Raw genomic sequence first — 22,724 nt, 5'->3', positions numbered from 1 at the left:
AAGGCAGGCACAAGTCAGCCAATGTAGCGGCTGACCGGCCAGTTGCCTAGTGGCGCGTGCTGGCCGGTATCAGTCAGTGGTGCTGATAACCCGTGATTTGGTGACTTGAGCCGGGGCAAAGTGGCAGGTAAAGGTACTGCCGTGGCCCGGTACGCTGCTGATTTCCATCCGTGCCCGATGTCGTAACAAGACGTGTTTGACGATCGCCAGTCCCAGGCCGGTGCCCCCGGTGTTGGAGTTGCGGCTGGAGTCGACGCGATAGAAGCGTTCGGTCAGGCGCGGCAGGTGTTTGGCATCGATGCCGATCCCGGAATCCTGCACGCTCAGGTGCGCCCCCTGGTCATCGCCCCACCAGCGAATGCGGATATTGCCTTCGGCCGGGGTGTATTTCACCGCGTTGAACACCAGGTTGGAAAACGCGCTGCGCAACTCCGCTTCGCTGCCCTTGAGCAGAATCGTCGGGTCGGCTTCCAGGATGATTTTCTGGTTTTTCTGGCCGGACAACTGCTGCGCATCGCTCTTGATCGATTGCAGCAAGCCGTCGATCGGCACCGGCTGGTTGTCCGACGGATAATCGGTGGCTTCCAGCTTGGCCAGCAACAACAGGTCGTTGAGCAAGGTCTGCATGCGTCCGCCTTGTTGCTGCATCTGCTGCAAGGCGCGGCCCCAGCGCGGGTTCACCTCGTCGACGTTGTCGAGCAAGGTTTCCAGGTAACCGCAGATCACCGTCAACGGTGTGCGCAGTTCATGGGAAACGTTGGCGATGAAGTCTTTGCGCATTTGCTCAAGCTGATGGATGCGCGTGACATCGCGCACCAGCATCAAGTGTTCGTTATTGCCGTAGCGGGTGATGTACAGCTGAATGCGCACGCGGTCGTTGGTCGGCGAGGGGATTTCCAGTGGCTCGGCATAACTGTCTTGCTCGAAGTATTCCTTGAAGCGCGGATGGCGCACCAGGTTGGTCACCGGTTGGCCACTGTCCTGTGGCGTCTTGAGGCCCAGCAGGGTTTCGGCGGCGCGGTTCCACCATTCCAGGTTGCCGTCGGTATCGAGCATGATCACCGCATCCTTGAGCGCGGCGGTGGATTCCTGAACCCGGTCGATCACCGCTTGCAGGCGTCCGCGTACCCGTTGGTCGCGGCGTTGCAGGTGGTAGATGCTGTCGAACACCTCGCCCCACAGGCCGTAGCCGTCGGGTGGCGCTTCATCGGGTTTGTGCAGGCGCAGCCACTCGTGCAGACGCAGCAATTGCTTGAGGGTCCAGGCCAGGTAAAGACCCAGGCCTGCAGCGAGGCTCCAGCCGTAATAGCCGGTGATCAGGCCGATCACCAGGCAGGCGGTGACCAGCAGCAGCATGTGGCGAATCAGGGTGCCATGCCAGTTTTGGTTCACGAAAAAAATACGTCCTTGAAAGTGGAACCGCTGCGATCATCAGGCCTTGGTTGAGAACCGGTAGCCAGTGCCGCGCACGGTTTGTACCAGATTTTCGTAAGCATCGCCGAGGGCTTTGCGCAGGCGTCGAATGTGCACGTCGACCGTACGCTCTTCGACGTAGACGTTGCCGCCCCAGACCTGATCCAGCAACTGGCCACGCGTGTAGGCGCGCTCCTGGTGGGTCATGAAGAATTGCAGCAGGCGGTATTCAGTCGGTCCCATCTCGGCAGGACGGCCGTCGATGGTCACGCGGTGGCTGATCGGGTCCAGCAGCAGACCGCCGACTTCGATTGGCGCCTCGCCATCAGTCGGGCCGGCACGGCGCAGCACGGCCTTCAGGCGCGCTACCAGCTCACGGGGGGAAAACGGCTTGGTGATGTAGTCGTCGGCGCCGACTTCCAGGCCCTGGATCTTGTTGTCCTCTTCACCCTTGGCGGTGAGCATGATGATCGGGATGTCCCCGGTCAGTTCATCACGCTTGAGGCGACGGGCCAGTTCGATGCCGGACGTGCCGGGCAGCATCCAGTCGAGCAGGATCAGGTCCGGTTTGCGGTCGACGATAATGGCGTGGGCCTGCTGGGAGTTTTCAGCCTCCAGGCAGTCATAGCCGGCCATTTCCAATGCAACGGCGATCATTTCGCGAATAGGCGCTTCGTCGTCGACGATCAGAATGCTCCTGCCAACCATGCCCTTATTCCTCTTGTCATTTAACTGTCTTGCGCCGCATTAGATAACGGAATTATTGCAGTCGTGTGACAGTATTTTAGTCGGTCGGCGATTGGCTGGATCCTGGGCTAAGCTTTAAGTCCGAATCCTGACAACCACAAAGGAAGGCTTCAAATGAATCTACACTCGCAATCCCTCAAGGCCCTGCTGCTGGCCGCTGCCCTGGCATTGCCTTCGATGGCCTTCGCCGCCGAACCGGGCATGATGAAAGACGGCATGATGACTGACCACAAAGGGATGACCCTGTACACCTTCGACAAGGACGCGGACGGCAAGTCGATGTGCAACGGCGACTGCGCCAAATACTGGCCGCCAATGATGGCGCCGGCGGGTGCCAAGGCCGAAGGTAAATGGACAGTCGTCAAGCGTGACGATGGCAAGATGCAATGGGCTTATGACGGCAAGCCGCTGTACTACTACGAGGACGACAAAAAACCTGGAGACATGACGGGTGACAAGAAAAAAGACGTCTGGCATGTCGTTCGCGAGCATATGTAACAACGCAAAAAGATCGCAGCCTTCGGTAGGAGCTGCCGCAGGCTGCGATCTTTTCAAAGGTCAACGCAGCGCGTAGTCCAGCACAATCCCGACGAAAATCGCCAAACCTGCCCAGTGATTGTGCAAAAACGCCTTGAAGCAACGCATCCGGTCCTTGCCTTGGGTGTACCAGAACTCCCACGCAAAGCAGCCCGCCGCCACCAGTAATCCGAGGTGGAACCAGCCGCCAAGGTCGAACTTCGACCCCGCCAGCATCAGGCAGCCCAACGCCAGCCCTTGCAGGGTCAGGATGATCGCCCGGTCCGCGTCGCCGAACAGGATTGCCGTGGATTTCACGCCGATCTTCAGGTCGTCATCGCGGTCGGTCATCGCGTAATACGTGTCGTAACCCACGGTCCACATCAGGTTGGCGATCCATAGCAACCACGCGACGGCCGGCAATTCACCGGTTTCTGCGGTGAACGCCATCGGCATCCCCCACGAAAATGCGGCGCCCAGCACCACTTGCGGGTAATAGGTGTAGCGCTTCATGAACGGGTAACTGAACGCCAGCGCCAGGCCGCCCAACGACAGCCAGATGGTCGCGGCATTGGTGCACAGCACCAGCAGGAAGCTCGCGCCCATCAGCAATGCGAAGAACACCAGCGCCTCTTTGGAGCTGATCTTGCCGCTCACCAGCGGCCGCTGCTCGGTACGCTTCACATGGCCATCGACCTTGCGGTCCGCCCAGTCGTTGATCACACAGCCACCGGCGCGGGTCAGCACCACGCCGAGGACGAAAATCACAATGTTGGCCAGGGACGGCGACCCCTTGCCGGCAATCCACAGCGCCCACAGCGTTGGCCAGAGCAGCAGGTAAATGCCGATCGGCTTGTCCATGCGGGTCAGCTGAATGAAATCCCAGGCCCGAGGATTCAAGCGGTTCAAGGACTTGAGCAGGCTTTGGTACATCAACGGTTCTCCGATCGGGCGCAGGCGGCGTCCCACAGGGAAGGCAGGAAAATTTCGGCCACCAAAACGCTCAAGGCGCCGCGGTCGAAGCGCGAGCGGCGGCCCCACAGCCCAGGGGATTGCACCTCGGCGGGCAACCACGATTGCGGATAATGGCAAACCTCGATGGCCCGGCGCTGAAAAGCCTGATCGCAAAACAGCAATTCGCCCAGCGAGCGGCTGCCCAGTTCGTCCATGTGCAAGCCGTCGCCTTGCAATGCACTGCGTGAGGCTACGCTGCGCGCAAACACCCACGCCTGGCCATGACCGCGCAAATACACCTCGCGCACCCAACCCTCACTGCCATCGGCCAGGTCCAGCGCTGTGCACTCGTCGGCACGCAGGGGTTGCCAGCCTTCGAACATCGGCGAGACGCTGAACGCATCATTCGACAGATGAATCAGGCGTCGAGTCAGTGAGCCTTCGTCGAACAGCCAGTCGAGAGTGGAGGCATCGGGGAGTGGCGCCAGTTCGCTGCGCGAGAGCCAGAGAGGAGCTGGAGAGGGGGATTCTGTGTGATGCACAATGAGTCATTATTGGCAGCAAATGAGGCGGCGAGCTTAACATGTCAGCTGCCGATATCGATTGAATTGGCCTGCCGTTGCGCCGAACAGGCTTGCATCCGGCGGCTCCGATCAGTACAAAACGCGCTGAGTTGGACGGCAGTGCTGCAACCATCGACCGTCCGGCCGGCAAAACGCCTGAACCTTGAGGAAGTACCTGATGAAAAAGTGGCAATGTATCGTCTGCGGCCTGATCTACAACGAAGCCGACGGTTGGCCGGATGACGGCATTGCGCCGGGCACCCGTTGGGAAGACGTCCCGGCAGACTGGCTGTGCCCGGACTGCGGTGTGGGCAAAATGGATTTTGAAATGATCGAAATCGCTGCCTGAATAATTGAGGAGTAAGGAATGAACGCACCTGTCGTAATCATTGGCACCGGCCTGGCGGGCTACAACGTGGCCCGCGAGTTTCGCAAACTCGATAGCGAAACCCCGCTGCTGCTGATTACCGCCGATGACGGGCGCTCCTACTCCAAGCCGATGCTCTCCACCGGCTTCGGCAAAAACAAGGATGCCGACGGCCTGAGCATGGCCGAACCCGGCGCCATGGCCGAGCAGCTCAAGGCCGAAATACGCACCCACACGCGCATCAGCGGTATCGACCCGGGCCACAAACGCCTGTGGATCGGTGAAGAAGCGGTGATCTACCGCGACCTGATCCTGGCCTGGGGCGCCGAAACCGTGCGCGTGCCCATTGAGGGTGATGCGGCGGATTGCGTATTCCCGATCAACGACCTGGAAGACTACGCACGCTTCCGTGCGGCGGCGGCCGGCAAGCGCCGCGTGCTGCTGCTCGGCGCCGGCCTGATCGGCTGCGAATTCGCCAACGACCTGACCCTGGGCGGCTACGAAGTACAGCTGGTTGCGCCGTGCGAACAAGTCATGCCGACCCTGCTGCACCCGGCGGCGGCCGCTGCGGTGCAGGCTGGCCTCGAAAGTCTCGGCGCGCGTTTCCACCTCGGCCCCGTGCTCAATCGCCTGCAACGCGTGGCTGACGGCCTGGAAGCGCAGCTGTCCGATGGCCAGGTGATCCCGTGCGACGTGGTGGTCTCGGCCATTGGCCTGCGCCCGCGCGTCGACCTGGCGGCTGCGGCCGGTTTGCAGGTCAACCGCGGCATCATGGTCGATCGGCACTTGAAGACCTCTCATGCCAACATCTACGCCTTGGGCGACTGCGCCGAGGTCGACGGGCTGAACCTGCTGTACGTGATGCCCCTGATGAGCTGTGCGAGGGCGCTGGCGCAAACCCTGGCCGGCAACCCGACCGCCGTCACCTATGGCCCGATGCCGATCACCGTCAAAACTCCGGTCTGCCCGCTGGTGGTGTCCCCGCCGCCACGGGGCGCAGAGGGCATCTGGACAGTCGAAGGGCAGGGCGCCGACATCAAGGTTTTGTGTCGCGATGCCGCGGGCAAGCTGCTCGGTTACGCCCTCACCGGTGCCGCCGTGATGGAAAAACTGGCCCTGAACAAAGAGCTTCCGGCCCTGTTGGCATAAATAGCGGTCGTTCTGTCGGAATCACCCCCCTTTTGCCCCAACAATGGCCGCGCCGATACTGGCGCGGGGCCTCACTGCGTGCCATCCTCACTCCCGTCTGCCGCAGAGTAGAGCACCTGCGGCGCTTTTGGCGCTGCTCCGCGAGAGCAGCACGGACATAACAACAACAAACCGTCAAAGGGGCTTCACTCACATGCGTAAACCAGACCTCGCCGCAGCCATTGCTGAAAAAGCAGACCTCACCAAAGAACAAGCCAACCGCGTTCTCAACGCCGTTCTTGAAGAAATCACCGGTGCCCTGCACCGCAAAGACAGCGTGACGCTGGTGGGTTTCGGCACCTTCCTGCAACGCCATCGCGGTGCCCGCACCGGCAAAAACCCGCAAACCGGTGAACCCGTCAAAATCAAGGCCAGCAACACCGTTGCGTTCAAGCCAGGCAAATCGTTGAAAGACAGCGTTAATCCGTAATCCGTTTTCACCTCCCGCGCAGCGGGGAGTGGAATAAAAAATGGGCACGCCAACCAGGGTTGGGTGCCCATTTTTTTGTGGAGGGTTAATTGAGGATCCCTGACTGCCCTATTGCGACAAGCAGTACCATCGCACCTACAAGCCCAATAAAACTCCATTGCAGCATTACAAGGTGTCGCTTAAGTGGGAGGGGGAAGCTGTCTATGTCCTCAGAATTGGCTAGACCTCGTTTAAGGAAAAACCCCGGGAATGTAAGAATGCTAGAAATGTTTCCTACCAGCGGTAACCTGCCATAGATAGTTGTGCGCTTATATATTCCGAAAGTCAGTAGAGACGAGCTGTTTTTGAAGTGTGACGACATCAAGTCACCCTTGGTATAACTCAGATACAAAGCTGTTCCAATGCAGATGAATTGACAAATAATAACCACGCCGCCCAAGCTGCCGATGATCATTTTAGCGGTAGTCATTTCATGGTCTCTCGATGCCCCTCCACCGACGGCAATCTTTAGCGAGCCGCCGTATTTGAAGTATTTAGCAGCCTTTGCCACACCTTCAAGGTGTGGCAAAGGCTGCATCTGTCCCGCTATGTCATCGCGCCGTGATCAGGCTATTTGAGCACTCCTGATTTCAATAACGTTATTAGTAATGCCAAAACTGCGAATGACCCGATAACACTCCATTGCAACGCGACTAGCTTCCGTCTCAGTGGGTGGGGGAAAAATTCAAAGTCCTCAATGCTGAGGATTCCATGTTTGATGTAAAAACTGGGAAAAGTAAGAACCATACAAGCGCTACCCACAAGCTGCAGCTTGCCCCAAGGGCCTGTATGTATACGTACGGTGTTAGTAATGGATGAAGAGCTGTTCTTGAAATGCTCTAGCAACAACTCTCTCTTCGTATAGCCAAAGTACAATGCGACGACATTGCCGATCATCAGAGTGGCGATCGGAATGCCACACAAGCTGCCAGCAACCATTTCCGCGGTAGTCATTTCGTATTCTCGTAAACGACTTCGGCGATCTCCTCACCACCAATTTCTCCCAATTTTCCACCCGCATAGGTGCCTGCACCCACCGCAACGATACTGCACGCAAGCATTGAAAATCCGCCTGTTGGAACTCCCATTGCCACGCAAAGTCCGCCGATTGCTGAAGCGGTTAACATCCTGCCTGCAGCCATGCCTCCAGCCACTCCACCGGTAAAACTCCCAGACTCTGTTAGCCGGATTCGTTCACATGCCTCGGTACTTCCTGCAGCGCAAACATCTTGAACCTTCCTGGCAGATGCTCCTCCGCCGACGGCAGTAACCAGCCAACCACCGTACTGAACGTATTTTGAAGCCTTTGCCACACCTTCAAGATGGGTGGCATAGCCCGGTATTTGCCCCGCAGGACTGGCATTGGTCCAGTGGTGGACCAGGCTTTGGCTGGAGATGCCCAACATTTTTTTCAAATTGATGTGGTTTGGGAATCCAATTCCCTTGCGGGTCAGTGCCGTCATATGGCTGTTCAGTTGTGCGAGCAGACGCTGGCGCTCTGCAAAGAACGCTGGCGAGCGCAGGTGCCCGTCTCTTTGAAGCGTATTTTGTTGCAACGCTTCAATATCCCTCAAAGCATTGCCGACGTTATCCAGATTATTCTTGAAAATGCTCGCGCCGACTCCAATAGCGCCGGAGCCATAGGTCAAGAAGTTCTGGATGACATCCCGGTGCTGCACCATGAAATCCGCTTCTTCCGGGCTGAGCGTTTCAAGCACCCGATTGGTCTTGGCCGCCACGTCCATGAGCAGGGCTTCTTCACGGGTGCACTGGTAGTTGCTGGGGTCGCTCAGCACGATCATCGAGCCGGCTTTGACGTCGCTCAAGTTGGGATTGAGCAGTTTGAATTTGCCCATCACCGCCGGGTCGCGCAGGGTGAACAACGAGGCCTCAAGCTGTTCGCGGGTGGTGCTTTTGGGCACGATGTAGAAGCCCGGCTCCGGCGCATCGCGGCCAGTGAGCTGTGGTGGAGATGGGGCGTTTGTCATTGACGTAAAACCAGATGGGCGCGGTGCAATCGGACTTCTGGTGGTTGTCGACGATGGTATGGCCGAGGCCGATTGAGCGGTTGCCCTGGCTGCTTTCGGTGCAGGAGGTTCATTGACATAACTGCCCTCGAAATTCGAGGGAATCAGTTGGGCTTCACAGGGGCAGCCGCTGAAACTATCCAGCGTGCCAGCAACACGTCGACCCTCGCTTAGGACGTGAGAAACGCCGCCGATGATCCGGTAACTCTTCTTGTCTTTTCCGCAACTGACCAGATCACCCTCACGAGCATGGATGAGACCGAAACTGAAAGTGTGGTCCCCCTCCAGAACGGTACCGCCGCAGGTAGTTTTGTCGCCTAGCCCAATGTAAAACCCGGTAGCCATGTCTTGATGTCCCTTTCCACTGGCGTCCCAACCCTTGGGAAACGCGCCATCGTTAACAATGAGTGACTCCGGCTCGGGAACGAGTCGGGCTAGCGCAAAGTACGTGACCAGAGAGGTAATTCAAGACAACACAGGGAGAGCAGGAAGCTTCCTACGCAGATTTGGGAAAGGGAGAAGTGAGTGGGAGTTGGCTTTTAAGGGCGGCAGCAGCGACTTGCCTTAAAACCCCGATGGTGACGGCTCCGATCGGGGGCGTTTTCCTGCTTGGCGAGTTAGCAGGTTCGGCTTAATTTCTTCGTGAGAATCGCCGTCATTTCCGGTTCTTCCAGATGATCCAGCGCTTGCTCTACCAGCAAATGCGCCCCCTCAGCCACGCGACTGATCGCCAGGGCTACTGAGCGGCGCGAGCCGTCTACATCATCGGCCAGGTCAGCGGCGATGGCGCTGATGGACAGCAGATCTTCCGAGGCGTTGGCCAGCAGTGCTTCGGTATTGATGTCAGGACAGACGCTGAAGAGTTGGCCGTTGCGTTTTGGTTGTTTCTGTTCGGTTTGGGTTGCATGGTGATCGGGGGCGCGTTCTACCGCTTGATTGAGCTCTTTGGTATTAAGGGCTTCGTAGGAGGGAGGGGCTTCGTTTACTGGGGGATTCGGTGTTGGCTTAATCATTGGAATCGTACCGATTTGAGGGCTAACACCATTTCGCTTGCACTTCGAAAGAGGTGGCAGCTGTGTATAGGTGTGCAAGACCGGAATCGGTAAACCGGCAGATCGGAAGATCTCCCACACACAGCTGCCATAATGATCCGCGAGCATAAAAAAACGCTCTGGGAATAGCCATTACCGATTGTGTGCCGATTCCGGACTTGCACGTCCGAGTCACCGATTTTGCGGTGACTTAAAGAGGTTATCGGTGCCGACCAAAATCGCCTAGTTCGCGCATGGCCCGGCGTTTTGAAGGAAATGTCCGAGAAGTCTGCGGGGTGCAAGATCAAAAGATCGCAGCCTTCGGCAGCTCCTACAGGAATGTGTTTCTGCCGTTGTAGGAGTGCCAGGGAAGGCATTCCTACGCATGAGTGTGGAACGATCAGTGAGACAGTATGAAAGCGTGACTTAGCGGTCATCATGCGAGAAATATGGCTTATCTTCTTCTAACGCATCTGAAAGGTGGTGTTCTGTTGTTAAGCCGTTAAACTGCCCCAGCCGTTCATTTTTCTCTTGAGGCTGTGCGCATGAAATTTCGTTTTCTGCTGTGGATGCTGGGTTTGTTGATGGGTAAGGCCAGCCGGACCAATCCGGCGTTTCAGCAGCAGTTGGGTGACAAGGACCTGGTGTTTCAGCTGCAGACCCTGGACGGGAAAGTGGCGCGGCATTTCCGCGTGAAAGACCAGCGCATCACCAGCCAATCGGGTGTGCATGCCGAGCCTGCGTTTGCGATTGCCTTTAAAGACGCCGCGTACGGCTTTGCCACGATGCAGGCGAAGAACAAGCAGCTGGCGTTCATGACGGGGATTCAGGACAAGTCGATTCAGATCAAGGGCAACCCGGCGCTGGTGATCTGGTTCCAGGGGCTGACCAAGTATTTGAAGCCGAAGAAGGCCAAGCCCAAGGCTTGAGGTCTTTCAGGTAGACCGAGTGATATTCATCGCGGGCAAGCCCGCTCCCACAGGATTCAGGTGATCCATGTGGGAGCGAGGCTGCTCGCGATTGCTTTTCAGCCTTGGGTGAACTGCGAAGCCAGTTCGCGCAGCAGCACTTCGGCCTCGAGGACTTTGCTGACCACGTCGTTGGCTTTTTCGCGGCTCAGGCCAAGGCGTTCGAGCAGGGCGTCGGGGATGTCTTCGTCGGGGCCGGAGCCGATGCCACGGCTGCGCAGCAGGCGCACCGACAGGCACACCAGGTTCGGGTACTCAGCGAATTCGCCGTCGTAATGCGGGTCGTGCTGGAAGCGCAGGGCGGTGGCCAGTTCTTCGGGCATGTCCCAGTAGCGCATCAGCCATGAGCCGATCTGTTCACGGCTGATGCCCAGCAGGTGCTGTTCCACGAAGCTGTGGCACAGGTGCGGGTTGACCTCCAGGTGGCGGCAGATCAGCGAGAAGTGCGGCGGGAACACGTGGGCCAGCAGCAGGTAGCCGAAGTTGTGCAGCAGGCCGGCCAGGTAGGTCAGGCCGGCTTCCGGACGCTGGGCGCGGGGCATGGCGCGGGTCAGGCCTTCGATGACGGCGGCGGTGTAGATCGATTGCTGCCAGTAGGGCGTGGAGTGTTGCGGGTGGTCCTTGGGCAGGCTCAGGGTTTTGCCCAGGGCCAGGCCCAGCGCCAGGTTGATCACCAGGTCGAAGCCCAGCACCCGCACGATGGCGTCTTCCACCGAGCGGATCTTGCCCGGCGAGGCGTAGTACGGCGATGCCGCCCAGCTCACGACTTGTGCGGCCAGCGCCGGGTCGGTTTCGACCACGCCGGTGATGTCGTCGATGGTGGCGTTGGGGTCGACGCGCAGCTTGATGATTTTTTGCGCGGTTTCGGCCAGCGGCGGAATCTCGATGGTCGCTTCCAGACGCTGCTGGATGCGCCGTGCGGTGAACGCCTGGACGGCCTGGGTGATTTCCTCGCGGTCGTCATCGGGGCGGTCAAGGTTGGGGCGGATGCTGGTCAGGTTTTCGCCGAAGTTGGCGGCGCTGGCCTTGATCAGCATGGTCGCCTTGAAGTCTTCGCTGGTGATTTCCAGCAGCACGCCCGGCTCACCGGAGTTGATCAGCAACTTCGGCTCGCGCAGCAGGCTTTCGTCGTACAGGCACGGTGAACTGGTCAGCGCCGGCAGGCCTGGCAGCAAGCTGAGGTTGTGCTTGCCGAGCATTTTTTTCAGGCGTTCGATGGGTACGGCGGCGAGGCGGCGACCGGTGAGTTCGGTCAGGCGATTGAGGTCCAGCAATTGGCTCTGCGGGAACAGCACCATCAATACACCAACGCTGTCTTCCAGCAGAACGGCCTGCACTTTGCGCGCGGCATTGAGGCCGTGACGATCCAGCACTTCTTCGTAGGTAATGCCCAACTTGCCCAGCATCAGCCGAATAACCGACGGAGCGTGCGGGGTGTCGGGTGCGAAGGCAACTTCGGTCATGGTCTGTATCCGTACTTAAACAATGGCGGGAGTATAACCAGCTTGCTTGGGGCCACGCCTCAGAAACCGTGACGGTTGTCACACTTGGCCGTATTGTTGGCCATGACGCAGCCATCGGTCGAGTAGCGGGCTGACGTGGGTCGGCCAGCGTTCGAGCAATGCCTGGGCGGCATCCCGCACGGCGGGCAGCAAATCGGCATCGCGCATCAGGTCAGCGACCTTGAATTGAAGCAGGCCGGTTTGCCGGGTGCCGAGCATTTCGCCGGGGCCGCGCAGTTCCAGATCCCTTTCGGCGATGACGAAACCATCGTTGGTTTCACGCATGATGCCCAGGCGCTGGCGGCCGATCTGCGACAGTGGCGGATGGTAGAGCAGCACGCAATGGCTGACGGCGCTGCCCCGGCCGACTCGGCCGCGCAACTGGTGCAATTGCGCCAGGCCCAGGCGCTCGGGGTTTTCGATGATCATCAGGCTGGCGTTGGGCACGTCGACGCCGACTTCGATCACCGTGGTCGCGACCAGCAGTTGCAGGTTGCCGGCCTTGAATTCGGCCATCACCGCAGCTTTTTCCGCAGGCTTCATGCGGCCGTGGATCAGCCCGACTTTCAACTCGCCGAGAGCGGCAGTGAGGTCCTCGAAGGTAGTTTCCGCTGCCTGGCAGGTCAGCTCTTCCGACTCTTCGATCAGCGTGCACACCCAATAGGCCTGACGCCCTTCGGCGCAAGCGCTACGCACCCGCTCGATGACTTCGACCCGCCGGGTGTCGGTGATCAGCACGGTGTTGACCGGGGTTCGGCCGGGCGGCAATTCGTCGAGGATCGAGGTGTCGAGGTCGGCGTAGGCGCTCATGGCCAGCGTGCGCGGAATCGGCGTGGCAGTCATGATCAACTGGTGCGGGCACATGCGTCCGCCGACGCCTTTCTGCCGCAAGGCCAGACGCTGCTGCACGCCGAAACGGTGCTGTTCGTCGATGATCACCAGCGCCAGGTTCTTGAATTGCACTTCGTCCTGGAACAGCGCGTGGGTGCCGACCACCATCGGCGTGCCGCTGGCGATTTGCTCCAGCGCGGCTGCGCGGTTCTTGCCCTTGAGCTTGCCGGCCAGCCAGGCGACTTCAATGCCCAGCGGCTCAAGCCAGCGCTTGAAGGTGATGAAGTGCTGCTCGGCGAGAATTTCGGTGGGTGCCATCAGCGCGACCTGATAACCGGCCTCCAGCGCTTGCAGCGCGGCAAGGGCGGCGACCACGGTTTTACCGGCGCCGACGTCGCCCTGGATCAGCCGCAGCATCGGTTCGTGCTGGCTGAGGTCATAGGCGATTTCATTGCCGACCCGCTGTTGGGCACCGGTCGGACTGAAGCCGAGGTTGGCCAGGTATTTGGCCGGCAGCCTGGTGGCTTTGGGCATCGCTGGCGCACGCAGGGAGCGCATGCTTTCACGCAGGCGCTGTTGCGACAGTTGATGGGTCAGCAGTTCTTCGAAAGCCAGACGGTGCTGCGCCCAGTGGTGACCGAGTGCCAGTTCATCGACGTCGGCATCGGCGGGCGGGTTGTGCAGGTAGCGGATCGCATCGGCCAGCGGCGCCAGTTGGTAATCCCGGGCCAGTTCGTTCGGTAGCCAGTCGGGCAGGCTGCTGGGGCCGAGCAGGGTGAGGGTCTGCATGCACAACTGGCGCAAGCGCTGTTGGGTCAGGCCTTCGGTGAGCGGGTAGACCGGGGTCAGGGTTTCATCCACCGGCGGCGGTTCGTCGCCGGTGATGGCGCGGTATTCCGGGTGGTAGATCTCCAGCCCCGAAGCGCCGGGCCGCGCCTCGCCGTAGCAGCGAATCCGCGTGCCGCGTTTCAGGCCTTCTTTTTGCGCGTTACTGAAATGATAGAAACGCAGGCTCAAGCCCCCGGTGCCATCCTGCAACCGGACCACCAGGCTGCGTCGCCGGCCCATGACCACATCGGCACCGCTGACGGTGCCTTCGATGACCGCATCTTGCCCGGGCCGCAGTGCGCCGATCGGCACGACACGGGTGCGATCCTGATAGCGTAACGGCAGGTGAAACAACACGTCCTGGAGGTTTTCCAGGCCGACCTTGGCCAGTTTCTCGGCCATGGCTTCACCGACACCCTTGAGTGCCGTCACCGACACTTGCGACAACTCGCTCATGACCGTTGCTTAGCCCGCGGCGACTTGCGCCGCTGGCTTGGCCACCGAGCACAGGCGAATGGAGTCAGCGAGGATTTCAATCGCTTTCGGGCGCGGGAAGCTGGCGCGCCAGGCAATGGCCACGGTGCGGAACGGTACGGGTGCCGACAACGGACGCACCTCGATCACGCCGGGGGCGTAGTGATGACTGTCGACTGCCGACAACGGCAGGATCGAAATCCCGAGACCCGAGGCGACCATGTGGCGAATGGTTTCCAGGGAGCTGGATTCCACCGTGGTGTGCTTGGCGCCGTCGTTGCCTTTGGTCAGGGTCGGGCAGGCTTCCAGCACCTGGTCGCGGAAGCAGTGGCCTTCGCCGAGCAGCAGCAGGCTCTTGTCGTTGAGCAGGCTGGCGTCGATGGATTCCTTTTGTGTCCACGGGTGCTGCGCCGGCATCAGCACGTAGAACGGCTCGTCGTAGAGCTGCAGGGTCAGCACGTCGGCTTCATTGAACGGCAGGGCGATGATGATCGCGTCGAGCTCGCCGTTGCGCAGTTTGTCGCGCAGCACGTGGGTGAAGTTTTCTTCAATGTACAACGGCATCTGCGGGGCGACCCGGTGCAGTTGTGGAATCAGGTGCGGAAACAGGTACGGACCGACGGTGTAGATCGCGCCGACCTTGAGTGGGGCGGTCAGCTGGTTCTTGCCGGCCTGGGCCAGTTCGCGGATGCCTTGGGCCTGTTCCAATACCTTTTGGGCCTGGGCCACGATGCCTTCGCCGACCGGCGTCAGGCGCACGGCGCTTTTGCTGCGCTCGAAAATCAGCACACCGAGTTCGTCTTCAAGCTTTTTCACGCCTACCGACAGGGTCGGCTGGCTGACGTGGCAACGCTCGGCCGCGTGGCCGAAGTGCTGCTCTTGGGCGAGGGTAACGATGTAGCGTAATTCTGTGAGGGTCATAGCAAGCGTCCATGTAGTTGCGGGCCAAGCATACCGGCTGCAATCGATAGACGCACGTTATCAGACTGAGTGCGTCGAGTGACACCGGGCAATGCGAAAGGCAAAAAAAGATCGCAGCCTGCGGCAGCTCCTACACGGGTTAATGTGATCCCTGTAGGAGCTGCCGCAGGCTGCGATCTTTTGATCTGCTGCTTTCTACCGCCGGCGTTTTTCCAGCGAATACACAAAGGGTGCAACGATTTCGATGGAGCCATTGGTCAACATGTCGGGCGGTGGCTTGGGCAGCGGTTGAGCGCGGCGGATCATTTCCAGGGTGGCCCGGTCCAGATCGGCAGTGCCCGAGGCGCCTACCAGCTCGAACGACAACACATTGCCTTCGGCATCCACGACGAAACGCAGACGGTTCATGCCTTCCTTGCCCCGCGCCTGGGCACTTGCAGGGTACTTCTTGTACTTCTGCAGGTGTGCCAACAGCGTGCCTTGCCAGCTGGCCTTGGCCGCCATTTGAGCAGGCGACGGACCCGGCGCAGGCTGGGCTGATTTCTCCGTCGGTGCCTGGGTCTGCTGGGTTTCGGCCGGTTTTTCTTCGGCCGGTTTTTCCTTCGGCGGCTCGGGTTTCTTCTCTACCGGCTTGGGCGGTTGCGGCTTCGGCTTGGGTTTGACCGGCTTGGGCACGGCAATTTCAGCTTTCGGCGCTTCAGCGAGCTTGGGTATCGGCAATTCTTCAACCGGAGCCGGTGGCTGCGGCGGAGTGACGACCTTCGGCGGAGCAGGCGGTGGCGGGGCAGGAACCGGCGCCAGTTCGACCATCATTGCCTGGGGGGGCAATTCAATGGGCGGGCGGGCGGACCAGTTCAGCGCCAGCGCGATGGCCAGCGCGTGAACACCCAGCACCACGGCCAGGCTACCGCTGTAACGCGTCAGCTTATGGCGCGTCGTGATCATTTCTTGGCTGCCGTCTCGAGTCCGACCAGACCTACCTTCAGGTAACCGGCAGAGCGCAGGTTGTCCATCACGCTCATCAGGTCGCCGTAATCCACGCCTTTGTCGGCCTGGAAGAAGATTGTCGTGTCTTTCTTGCCCTGGGTCCTGGCGTCGAGGGTGGCACCGAGTGCTTCGGCCTTCACTTCGTCTTCACCGAGGAACAGGCGCTGGTCAGCCTTGACGCTGAGGAACACCGGTTTCTCTGGCCGCGGCGCCGGTTTGGCGGTGGACGCAGGCAGGTCGACCTTGATGTCCACGGTGGCCAGCGGGGCCGCCACCATGAAGATGATCAACAGCACCAACATCACGTCGATGAACGGCGTTACGTTGATTTCGTGGTTTTCGGACAGATCGTCGTCTGCCCCTTCTTTCAAATGCAGGCCCATGGCCGATTACCCCACTTTCACCATGTGCGGTTGCGAGCTGCGCTCAGGCTGGTGGTCGAGGTCGCGGCTGACCAGCAGCAGGACCTGTGCCGACGCGTCGGACACCTGAGCCTTGTAACCGGCGATGGAGCGGGCAAAGACGTTGTAGATCACGACCGCCGGGATCGCTGCAACCAGGCCCAGCGCGGTAGCCAGCAGGGCTTCGGCGATGCCGGGGGCGACGACGGCAAGGTTGGTGGTCTGGGTCTTGGCGATGCCGATGAAGCTGTTCATGATGCCCCATACGGTGCCGAACAGGCCGACAAACGGGGCGGTGGAACCGATGGTGGCCAGCACGCCGGTGCCGCTGCTCATGTTGCGACCGCAGGCCGCGACCAGGCGCTCAAGACGGAAGCTGACGCGTTCCTTGATGCCTTCTTTCTCACGGCTGTTGACCGACAGGCGCATCTCTTCGAGAGCATCATGTACCAGCAGGTTGGCCAGGGTGCCTTCCTTCGCCGCGGTAGCGCTGGCTTCCTTGAGGGAGGCGGATTTTTTCAGTTGGGCGATTTCACCGCGCAGACGACGCTTGGCACCCATCAGCTCAAGCCCCTTGGCGATCCAGATAGTCCAGGTGATGATCGAGGCGATGGCCAGGCCGATCATCACGATTTTCACGATGATGTCGGCATTCTTGTACATGCCCCATGGCGACAGGTCGTGGGCCATGCCCAGGGTGTTGTCGGCTTCGAGGACTTCAGGGACGTCTTCACCCAGTGTTTCTGCCGGTGCGGCCAGGGCCGGATCGGTCGCAACCGGAGCTACGGCCGGGGCGGCGTGATCGGCCGGAGCCGGCGCGGTGGTGGCAGGTGTGGCTGGCGCCTGGGCATCGGCGAAAGCGGCGACTGGCGCGAGCATCAGGCTGAGGAGCAGGGCGGCCACTGCGCTCCGGGCGCGAGGTCGTTTGGTTGGCGAAGCGGAGAATTGATTGCGTGTCATGCTGGCCGGACCTGAGAGAAAAAACGGGTGATGTTCTTCCAGGCCTCGAAGGCCGAGAACAAAAGTGGGAAGGCATTATTGCAATTAATTCTTGTTAACAAAAGTAATAGCGTCTCTTTTTTTCCTGCATTGCTAGCCGCCTGTCTATTGCCGGCGCTAGTCTGTGGCTTTGCGATGGGAGTTTTCTGATGTCTGCGCCTACTGTTTTGATCGCCGGCTGCGGTGATGTCGGCAGCCGCCTGGCTACACAATTGCTGGCGGCGGGGTGGGAGGTCCATGGCCTGCGACGCGACGTTTCACGCCTGCCCAAGGGCGTCATCGGCGTGGCCGGTGACCTGTTCAACAAAGACTGCCCGGACACTTGGCCAATCGGCGCCGTGGATTACCTGGTGTATTGCGCGGCGGCCACCGATCACGACGAAGCCGGTTACCGCGCTGCGTATGTCCAGGGCCTGGAGCATGTGCTGGAGTGGCTGGACGACTACGGGCAGGTGCCCAACCGCCTGTTGTTCGTGTCCAGCAGCAGTGTCTACGGTCAGCAGAACGGCGAATGGGTCGACGAGGCCTCACCGGCCGTGGCGGCGGGCTATTCCGGGCGTGTGATGCTCGAAGCCGAGCAACTTGCCCTCAAAAGCGGCATTCCGGCGAGCATCGTGCGTCTGACCGGCATTTATGGTCCGGGCCGTGAGTGGCTGCTGACACAGGTTCGTCGGGGGTATCGCGTGGTAACCGATCCGCCGTTGTATGCCAATCGGATTCATGCCGACGACGCCGCGGGATTGATGGCATGCCTGCTTGAGGCGGATCGGCGTGGCGTAGCGCTGGATGATGTCTACATCGGCGTCGATGACGCGCCGGCAGCGCTGGCGGATGTGGTGGGCTGGTTGCGTGAGTATCTGGGTGTGACCGAGTGGGCCGATGACGACAGCGTGCGTCGCACCGGCAGCAAACGCTGCAGTAATGCACGGGCAAAAGCGTTGGGCTGGACGCCGAAGTACCCGAGTTTCCGCGAGGGGTATGCGGCGATTCTTGAGGGGCGCTGCTGATAGCAAAAGATCGCAGCCTGCGGCAGCTCTTACAGGTGTACATATAACCTTTGTAGGAGCTGCCGAAGGCTGCGATCTTTTCAGGGATTTATTGCTTTTCCAGCAGCCACTTGCGCTCACCCGGGGTGAACGAGGGCATCTCGTCCGCCTGCGCCGTGTTCACGGTCTGGAAAATCTCCAGCTCCTTGCCCTTGCGTGCAAAGATCCAGGCGTTGCCCTGGCCATTGAGTTGCAGCCACATGTTGTCATTGCCGCCACTCATGGATGCGCAATCGCCGGCCAGGCACAACGCATAGCGGTCGCTGCCTGGCAGGCCGGTCACCTGGCCGTCGGCCTGGAATTGAACCGTGTTGCCTTCGCCCGGGCCGTTCACGATTGTCCAGCCGCCGCCCATGTAGGCGGAATACAGCGCACGTTCGAAGCTGGCGCCCATGGGTGCGCCATCCGGTACCTGGATCTGTACGCGGTCGAAGACTTGCTCGGGCTCGTTGTCGCTTGCGGACTGGCTCAGTTGCTTGCCGTCACGCTTCAGCTCACTGGCCGAGCTGCCATAAAAGTCGACTTTCCAGGCGCCGGACTGTTCACCCAGCAGCTTGCCGTCGACATTTTCAAAACCGTTGGTGTAGCGGGCCTGACCGGCCTTGGTGTTGATGTCCCATTCCAGGTTCGGGCCATAGGCCTGGAGCGCTTCACGCAGGGGGACGCCTTTGGCGGCAGCATCGATCGCCACCTGGTTGATCCAGGTGCCGCTGATGTCGCGGTCGGCAGGGTTGCTGGCACATCCGCCCAGGAACAGGGCGAGCAGCGAGAGAGCAAGCGCGTTGCGCATGGGTGGAATCCTTTCAAGCATTCTTTTACAGCAGAGCAGTCGGCGCAGCCCGTGGCTGCGCCGTACGCTTTACTCGATGACCAGGATGGCATCCATTTCAACCTGCGAACCCTTTGGCAGGGCTGCTACGCCGATGGCGGCGCGGGCAGGGTAAGGCTGGTCGAAGTACTTGCCCATGATCTCGTTGACCTTGGCGAAGTGGCTCAGGTCGGTGAGGAAGATGTTCAGCTTGACGATGTCCTTGAACGAACCGCCAGCAGCTTCAGCCACGGCCTTGAGGTTCTCGAACACCTGGACGGTCTGGGCTTCGAAGCCTTCGACCAGTTCCATGGTTTTTGGGTCCAGGGGAATCTGACCCGACATGTAAACGGTGTTGCCAGCCTTGATCGCCTGGGAGTAAGTACCGATGGCGGCCGGGGCCTTGTCGCTGGTGATAACAGTCTTGGTCATTGATGACTCCTTGTAATGAGGTGGCTACGTTTGCGAGCTATGCACGCATGCGGGTGATGCGAATCACCCCGGTCAGGGCGCGCAGTTTCTTGATCACGCGGGCCAGGTGCACACGGTCGTGTACGCTGACCACCAACTGGACCACGCTGATGCGACCATCGCGTTCGTCCATGCTGATTTTCTCGATGTTGCCGTCGGCGGCGTTGACGCTGCTGGCCAACAGGGCGATCAGGCCGCGCTGGTGTTCCAGCTCGACGCGCAGTTCGACGTTGAATTCGCCGGTGACATCCTTGGCCCACGAGAGCTGGATGCATTTTTCCGGGTTGTGGCGGATTTCGCTGATGTTGCGGCAGTTGTCCAGGTGCACGACCATGCCTTTGCCGGCGGACAGGTGGCCGACGATCGGGTCGCCCGGGATCGGCGTGCAACACTTGGCGTAGCTGAGCACCAGGCCTTCGGTGCCGCGAATCGCCAGCGGGCCTTCAGGGCTGGGTAGCTGCTCGCCTTCGCCCAGCAACCGGCGGGCCACCACATAGGCCATGCGATTGCCCAGGCCGATGTCTTCGAGCAAATCTTCGATCAGCTCCAGGCGGTACTCGACGAGCATGGCCTTGACGCGCTCGGCCGGGATTTTCTCCAGCGAGCTGTCGAAGCCGTTGAGGACCTTGTTCAGCAGGCGCTCGCCCAGGCTGATGGATTCGGAGCGGCGCTGCAGTTTCAGGGCATGGCGTATGTGCGTGCGCGCCTTGCCGGTGACCACGAAGTTGAGCCAGGCCGGGTTCGGCCGCGCGCCGGGAGCGCTGACGATCTCGACCGTGGAGCCGCTTTGCAGCGGTTCGGACAGCGGCGCGAGACGACGATTGATACGGCAGGCAATGCAGCTGTTGCCCACGTCGGTGTGAACCGCGTAAGCGAAGTCGACCGCCGTGGAGCCCTTGGGCAGTTCCATGATCCGGCCTTTGGGCGTGAACACGTAGACCTCGTCCGGGAACAGGTCGATCTTCACGCTTTCGATGAATTCCAGCGAGTTGCCGGCGCGTTGCTGCATCTCCAGCACGCCCTTGACCCACTGGCGGGCGCGGGCATGGGTGCCTTTGGGCTGCTCGTCGCCGCTGGATTTGTACAGCCAATGGGCGGCGATGCCGTTGTTGGCCATCTCTTCCATTTCACGGGTGCGGATCTGGATCTCGATCGGAACACCGTGCATGCCGAACAGCGTGGTGTGCAGCGACTGATAGCCGTTGGCCTTGGGGATCGCGATGTAATCCTTGAAACGCCCTGGCAGTGGTTTATATAAGTTATGTACAGCACCCAGCACGCGGTAGCAGGTATCGACCTTGTCGACGATGATCCGGAACGCGTAGACGTCCATGATCTCGTTGAAGGCCCGACGCTTGCCGCGCATTTTCTTGTAGATGCCGTAGAGGTGTTTCTGGCGACCGCTGACCTCGCCCTGGATGCCATCGATGGCCAGGCAGTGGCTTAAGGATTCTTCGATCTTGTTGACGATTTCCTTGCGGTTGCCCCGGGCGCGTTTGACCGCCTGGTAGATCCGCGCGGAACGCATCGGGTGCATGGCCTTGAAGCCAAGGTCTTCGAACTCTATGCGGATGGCGTGCATGCCCAGCCGGTTGGCGATGGGTGCATAGATTTCCAGGGTTTCCTTGGCGATGCGCCGGCGTTTTTCGCCGGACAGCACTTCCAGCGTGCGCATGTTGTGCAGGCGGTCGGCCAGCTTGACCAGGATCACGCGAATGTCGCGGGCCATGGCCATGGCCATTTTCTGGAAGTTTTCGGCTTGGGCTTCGGCCTTGGTCTCGAAGTTCATCTGGGTCAGTTTGCTGACCCCGTCGACCAGTTCGGCCACGGTTTCACCGAACTGCGCTTGCAGCGCTTCCTTGGCAATACCGGTGTCTTCGATCACGTCATGCAGCATCGCGGCCATCAGGCTCTGATGGTCCATGTGCATGTCGGCAAGAATATTCGCAACCGCGAGTGGGTGCGTGACGTACGCCTCGCCGCTACGGCGGCGTTGGCCGTCGTGGGCTTGCTCGGCGTAGAAATACGCTCGGCGGACCAGGTTGACCTGGTCCTTGCCGAGGTAGGCCGATAAGCGATCGGCGAGGGCGTCTATGCTCGGCATGATGTCTCCTGCCGTAAGCTTTTATCCCGCGCCGTGCTACGTCGACCAGGCATAGGCTTAGACGGCCTCGTTGGACTCGTCCTCGAATGCAGCAAAAAGCGGTTCATCTTCAACGATTTCGGCTTCGGCGATAGCTGCGTAGTCGATCAGGCCTTCAGCGATTTCACGCAGGGCGACGACGGTAGGCTTGTCGTTTTCCCATGCTACTTTCGGCTCTTTGCCGCCGGTGGCCAGTTGACGGGCACGCTTGGTAGAGAGCATGACCAGCTCAAAGCGGTTATCCACGTGTTCTAGGCAGTCTTCAACGGTTACGCGGGCCATGGTCTTCCTCGTAGCAAATGCAATATGCGCGCTGCCCGGATGGGCGAGCGGACTCGACAGTTTAAAAAATCACCAGCGTTTAGGGAAGCGCTGATTTTTTGACCAAGCCCTTCAACGCGCTGCAAGTGCCAATGTAAAGCCCTTGCAGCGGTTTTGGGAAGAGCTGATTAACCGAGCAATTCGGCCAGCAATTTGCCGTGACGCTGCTGCTGACGCTTCTGAATCAGCTGATTGGCGCGGAAAATCGCCTTCAGGTCGTGCAGTGCGTGGGCGAAATCGTCGTTGATGATCAGGTAATCGTAGTCGACGTAATGGCTCATTTCGCTGACGGCTTCGCGCATCCGGCCGTCAATGACTTCGTCACTGTCCTGGCCGCGATTGGTCAGGCGCTGGTGCAGGGCCTGCAATGACGGCGGCAGAATGAAGATCGAACGGGCCTGAGGCATCAGCTTGCGCACTTGCTCGGCACCTTGCCAGTCGATTTCCAGAATCAGGTCGTGGCCTTCGTCCAGGGTCTGCTGCAGGTGGCTTTGCGAAGTGCCGTAGAGATTGCCGAACACTTCAGCACGCTCGAGGAAATCCCCGTGTTCGATCATCTTCACGAACTCGCTGCGGTCGACGAAGTGATAGTTCACGCCATTCACTTCACCGGGGCGCATGGCGCGGGTAGTGTGGGAGACCGAGACGCGGATCTCCGGATTTGCATCGGTCAGGGCCTTGACCAGGCTGCTCTTGCCCGCACCCGAAGGGGCGGAAATGATGTACAGGGTGCCGGTGCTGTGTGTCAT

General features: G+C 60.1%; 24 protein-coding genes. 6 read left to right on the top strand and 18 right to left on the bottom strand.

The window, feature by feature from the left end:
- Positions 1-69 precede the first annotated feature (69 nt).
- Positions 70-1,356 (bottom strand): phosphate regulon sensor histidine kinase PhoR, encoded by a 1,287-nt coding sequence (gene phoR, locus AB4O40_RS17090; protein ID WP_236709708.1) that lies wholly within the window; start codon positions 1,354-1,356, stop codon positions 70-72.
- A gap of 75 nt (positions 1,357-1,431) precedes the next feature.
- Positions 1,432-2,121, bottom strand: coding sequence for a phosphate regulon transcriptional regulator PhoB (gene phoB / locus AB4O40_RS17085; protein WP_003229608.1), 690 nt, complete (start codon positions 2,119-2,121; stop codon positions 1,432-1,434).
- Between the two features lie 153 nt (positions 2,122-2,274).
- Between phoB and AB4O40_RS17080 the strand changes: the two genes are divergently transcribed.
- Positions 2,275-2,658 carry a COG4315 family predicted lipoprotein gene (locus AB4O40_RS17080; RefSeq protein WP_223542658.1) on the top strand — a complete coding sequence of 128 codons (384 nt, stop codon included), beginning with the start codon at positions 2,275-2,277 and terminating at the stop codon, positions 2,656-2,658.
- A 60-nt stretch (positions 2,659-2,718) separates the two neighbouring features.
- On the opposite strand, the gene ubiA is transcribed toward AB4O40_RS17080, so the two are convergent.
- On the bottom strand, positions 2,719-3,609 hold the full coding sequence (gene ubiA, locus AB4O40_RS17075; RefSeq protein WP_460053807.1) for a 4-hydroxybenzoate octaprenyltransferase: 891 nt from the start codon (positions 3,607-3,609) through the stop codon (positions 2,719-2,721).
- Positions 3,609-4,172 carry a chorismate--pyruvate lyase family protein gene (locus tag AB4O40_RS17070; RefSeq protein ID WP_056726840.1) on the bottom strand — a complete coding sequence of 188 codons (564 nt, stop codon included), beginning with the start codon at positions 4,170-4,172 and terminating at the stop codon, positions 3,609-3,611. The genes ubiA and AB4O40_RS17070 overlap by 1 nt, the downstream gene beginning before the upstream one ends.
- A gap of 199 nt (positions 4,173-4,371) precedes the next feature.
- Between AB4O40_RS17070 and AB4O40_RS17065 the strand changes: the two genes are divergently transcribed.
- The 3 genes from AB4O40_RS17065 (at position 4,372) to AB4O40_RS17055 (ending at position 6,178) form a co-directional block, all read left to right on the top strand.
- The gene (locus tag AB4O40_RS17065) at positions 4,372-4,542 is read left to right on the top strand and encodes a rubredoxin (protein ID WP_007995385.1); all 171 of its coding nucleotides are present in this window, start codon (positions 4,372-4,374) and stop codon (positions 4,540-4,542) included.
- A gap of 18 nt (positions 4,543-4,560) precedes the next feature.
- Entirely contained in the window at positions 4,561-5,709 is a 1,149-nt protein-coding gene (locus AB4O40_RS17060) for an NAD(P)/FAD-dependent oxidoreductase (RefSeq protein WP_223542657.1), read from the top strand.
- A 193-nt stretch (positions 5,710-5,902) separates the two neighbouring features.
- Positions 5,903-6,178: an HU family DNA-binding protein gene (locus tag AB4O40_RS17055; protein ID WP_003195589.1), complete on the top strand. Its 276-nt coding sequence runs from the start codon at positions 5,903-5,905 to the stop codon at positions 6,176-6,178.
- An 85-nt stretch (positions 6,179-6,263) separates the two neighbouring features.
- Here the strand turns inward: AB4O40_RS17055 and AB4O40_RS17050 are convergent, their stop codons facing one another.
- The 3 genes from AB4O40_RS17050 to AB4O40_RS17040 all read right to left on the bottom strand — a co-directional run bounded on the left by AB4O40_RS17050 (position 6,264) and on the right by AB4O40_RS17040 (position 9,257).
- On the bottom strand, positions 6,264-6,755 hold the full coding sequence (locus AB4O40_RS17050; protein WP_223542656.1) for a hypothetical protein: 492 nt from the start codon (positions 6,753-6,755) through the stop codon (positions 6,264-6,266).
- A 412-nt stretch (positions 6,756-7,167) separates the two neighbouring features.
- Entirely contained in the window at positions 7,168-8,589 is a 1,422-nt protein-coding gene (locus AB4O40_RS17045; protein ID WP_056726841.1) for a PAAR domain-containing protein, read from the bottom strand.
- Positions 8,590-8,861: 272 nt separating this feature from the next.
- The gene (locus AB4O40_RS17040) at positions 8,862-9,257 is read right to left on the bottom strand and encodes a DUF6124 family protein (RefSeq protein ID WP_056726842.1); all 396 of its coding nucleotides are present in this window, start codon (positions 9,255-9,257) and stop codon (positions 8,862-8,864) included.
- A 563-nt stretch (positions 9,258-9,820) separates the two neighbouring features.
- Between AB4O40_RS17040 and AB4O40_RS17035 the strand changes: the two genes are divergently transcribed.
- On the top strand, positions 9,821-10,204 hold the full coding sequence (locus tag AB4O40_RS17035) for a hypothetical protein (RefSeq protein ID WP_008018281.1): 384 nt from the start codon (positions 9,821-9,823) through the stop codon (positions 10,202-10,204).
- Positions 10,205-10,302: 98 nt separating this feature from the next.
- Here AB4O40_RS17035 and AB4O40_RS17030 read toward each other — a convergent pair whose 3' ends face one another.
- From AB4O40_RS17030 to exbB, 6 genes are all read right to left on the bottom strand, one after another.
- Positions 10,303-11,706 (bottom strand): aminoacyl-tRNA deacylase and HDOD domain-containing protein, encoded by a 1,404-nt coding sequence (locus tag AB4O40_RS17030; RefSeq protein ID WP_056726843.1) that lies wholly within the window; start codon positions 11,704-11,706, stop codon positions 10,303-10,305.
- Between the two features lie 78 nt (positions 11,707-11,784).
- Positions 11,785-13,860: an ATP-dependent DNA helicase RecG gene (gene recG / locus AB4O40_RS17025; protein WP_056726844.1), complete on the bottom strand. Its 2,076-nt coding sequence runs from the start codon at positions 13,858-13,860 to the stop codon at positions 11,785-11,787.
- 9 nt (positions 13,861-13,869) lie between these two features.
- A complete protein-coding gene (locus tag AB4O40_RS17020; protein ID WP_008047093.1) occupies positions 13,870-14,799 on the bottom strand; it encodes a hydrogen peroxide-inducible genes activator in 930 nt (309 codons plus the stop codon).
- A 195-nt stretch (positions 14,800-14,994) separates the two neighbouring features.
- Positions 14,995-15,744, bottom strand: a complete 750-nt coding sequence (locus AB4O40_RS17015) for an energy transducer TonB family protein (RefSeq protein ID WP_056726845.1) — start codon at positions 15,742-15,744, stop codon at positions 14,995-14,997.
- Complete coding sequence (exbD, locus tag AB4O40_RS17010) at positions 15,741-16,169, bottom strand: TonB system transport protein ExbD (protein WP_007975187.1); 429 nt, start codon at positions 16,167-16,169, stop codon at positions 15,741-15,743. The genes AB4O40_RS17015 and exbD overlap by 4 nt, the downstream gene beginning before the upstream one ends.
- 6 nt (positions 16,170-16,175) lie before the next feature.
- Positions 16,176-17,147, bottom strand: coding sequence for a tonB-system energizer ExbB (gene exbB / locus AB4O40_RS17005; protein ID WP_460053809.1), 972 nt, complete (start codon positions 17,145-17,147; stop codon positions 16,176-16,178).
- A 188-nt stretch (positions 17,148-17,335) separates the two neighbouring features.
- Between exbB and AB4O40_RS17000 the strand changes: the two genes are divergently transcribed.
- Positions 17,336-18,193 (top strand): SDR family oxidoreductase, encoded by an 858-nt coding sequence (locus AB4O40_RS17000; RefSeq protein ID WP_056726847.1) that lies wholly within the window; start codon positions 17,336-17,338, stop codon positions 18,191-18,193.
- Between the two features lie 88 nt (positions 18,194-18,281).
- On the opposite strand, the gene AB4O40_RS16995 is transcribed toward AB4O40_RS17000, so the two are convergent.
- The 5 genes from AB4O40_RS16995 to gmk all read right to left on the bottom strand — a co-directional run bounded on the left by AB4O40_RS16995 (position 18,282) and on the right by gmk (position 22,724).
- Positions 18,282-19,022 (bottom strand): hypothetical protein, encoded by a 741-nt coding sequence (locus tag AB4O40_RS16995; protein ID WP_056726848.1) that lies wholly within the window; start codon positions 19,020-19,022, stop codon positions 18,282-18,284.
- Positions 19,023-19,091: 69 nt separating this feature from the next.
- On the bottom strand, positions 19,092-19,472 hold the full coding sequence (locus AB4O40_RS16990; RefSeq protein ID WP_003229509.1) for a RidA family protein: 381 nt from the start codon (positions 19,470-19,472) through the stop codon (positions 19,092-19,094).
- Positions 19,473-19,509: 37 nt separating this feature from the next.
- On the bottom strand, positions 19,510-21,615 hold the full coding sequence (gene spoT / locus AB4O40_RS16985; RefSeq protein WP_223541286.1) for a bifunctional GTP diphosphokinase/guanosine-3',5'-bis pyrophosphate 3'-pyrophosphohydrolase: 2,106 nt from the start codon (positions 21,613-21,615) through the stop codon (positions 19,510-19,512).
- A gap of 57 nt (positions 21,616-21,672) precedes the next feature.
- Complete coding sequence (gene rpoZ, locus AB4O40_RS16980; RefSeq protein ID WP_007921129.1) at positions 21,673-21,936, bottom strand: DNA-directed RNA polymerase subunit omega; 264 nt, start codon at positions 21,934-21,936, stop codon at positions 21,673-21,675.
- Positions 21,937-22,103: 167 nt separating this feature from the next.
- The gene (gmk, locus tag AB4O40_RS16975; RefSeq protein ID WP_046038947.1) at positions 22,104-22,724 is read right to left on the bottom strand and encodes a guanylate kinase; all 621 of its coding nucleotides are present in this window, start codon (positions 22,722-22,724) and stop codon (positions 22,104-22,106) included.

This window comes from Pseudomonas sp. S2_F07 (assembly GCF_054668325.1).
The sequence above is the reverse complement of the archived record's forward strand: the minus strand, read 5'-3'. Positions and strand labels throughout refer to the sequence as shown.

Coding starts and splice junctions, on each gene's coding strand:
- gmk (WP_046038947.1), bottom strand. CDS start 22,724: ATGACACACAGCACCGGCACCCTGTACATCATTTCCGCCCCTTCGGGT.
- AB4O40_RS16990 (WP_003229509.1), bottom strand. CDS start 19,472: ATGACCAAGACTGTTATCACCAGCGACAAGGCCCCGGCCGCCATCGGT.
- AB4O40_RS17045 (WP_056726841.1), bottom strand. CDS start 8,589: ATGGCTACCGGGTTTTACATTGGGCTAGGCGACAAAACTACCTGCGGC.
- AB4O40_RS17035 (WP_008018281.1), top strand. CDS start 9,821: ATGAAATTTCGTTTTCTGCTGTGGATGCTGGGTTTGTTGATGGGTAAG.
- phoB (WP_003229608.1), bottom strand. CDS start 2,121: ATGGTTGGCAGGAGCATTCTGATCGTCGACGACGAAGCGCCTATTCGC.
- ubiA (WP_460053807.1), bottom strand. CDS start 3,609: ATGTACCAAAGCCTGCTCAAGTCCTTGAACCGCTTGAATCCTCGGGCC.
- exbD (WP_007975187.1), bottom strand. CDS start 16,169: ATGGGCCTGCATTTGAAAGAAGGGGCAGACGACGATCTGTCCGAAAAC.
- AB4O40_RS17040 (WP_056726842.1), bottom strand. CDS start 9,257: ATGATTAAGCCAACACCGAATCCCCCAGTAAACGAAGCCCCTCCCTCC.
- recG (WP_056726844.1), bottom strand. CDS start 13,860: ATGAGCGAGTTGTCGCAAGTGTCGGTGACGGCACTCAAGGGTGTCGGT.
- AB4O40_RS17080 (WP_223542658.1), top strand. CDS start 2,275: ATGAATCTACACTCGCAATCCCTCAAGGCCCTGCTGCTGGCCGCTGCC.
- exbB (WP_460053809.1), bottom strand. CDS start 17,147: ATGACACGCAATCAATTCTCCGCTTCGCCAACCAAACGACCTCGCGCC.
- AB4O40_RS17055 (WP_003195589.1), top strand. CDS start 5,903: ATGCGTAAACCAGACCTCGCCGCAGCCATTGCTGAAAAAGCAGACCTC.
- AB4O40_RS17015 (WP_056726845.1), bottom strand. CDS start 15,744: ATGATCACGACGCGCCATAAGCTGACGCGTTACAGCGGTAGCCTGGCC.
- phoR (WP_236709708.1), bottom strand. CDS start 1,356: ATGCTGCTGCTGGTCACCGCCTGCCTGGTGATCGGCCTGATCACCGGC.
- AB4O40_RS17060 (WP_223542657.1), top strand. CDS start 4,561: ATGAACGCACCTGTCGTAATCATTGGCACCGGCCTGGCGGGCTACAAC.
- AB4O40_RS17000 (WP_056726847.1), top strand. CDS start 17,336: ATGTCTGCGCCTACTGTTTTGATCGCCGGCTGCGGTGATGTCGGCAGC.
- AB4O40_RS17050 (WP_223542656.1), bottom strand. CDS start 6,755: ATGCAGCCTTTGCCACACCTTGAAGGTGTGGCAAAGGCTGCTAAATAC.
- spoT (WP_223541286.1), bottom strand. CDS start 21,615: ATGCCGAGCATAGACGCCCTCGCCGATCGCTTATCGGCCTACCTCGGC.
- rpoZ (WP_007921129.1), bottom strand. CDS start 21,936: ATGGCCCGCGTAACCGTTGAAGACTGCCTAGAACACGTGGATAACCGC.
- AB4O40_RS17020 (WP_008047093.1), bottom strand. CDS start 14,799: ATGACCCTCACAGAATTACGCTACATCGTTACCCTCGCCCAAGAGCAG.
- AB4O40_RS17030 (WP_056726843.1), bottom strand. CDS start 11,706: ATGACCGAAGTTGCCTTCGCACCCGACACCCCGCACGCTCCGTCGGTT.
- AB4O40_RS16995 (WP_056726848.1), bottom strand. CDS start 19,022: ATGCGCAACGCGCTTGCTCTCTCGCTGCTCGCCCTGTTCCTGGGCGGA.
- AB4O40_RS17065 (WP_007995385.1), top strand. CDS start 4,372: ATGAAAAAGTGGCAATGTATCGTCTGCGGCCTGATCTACAACGAAGCC.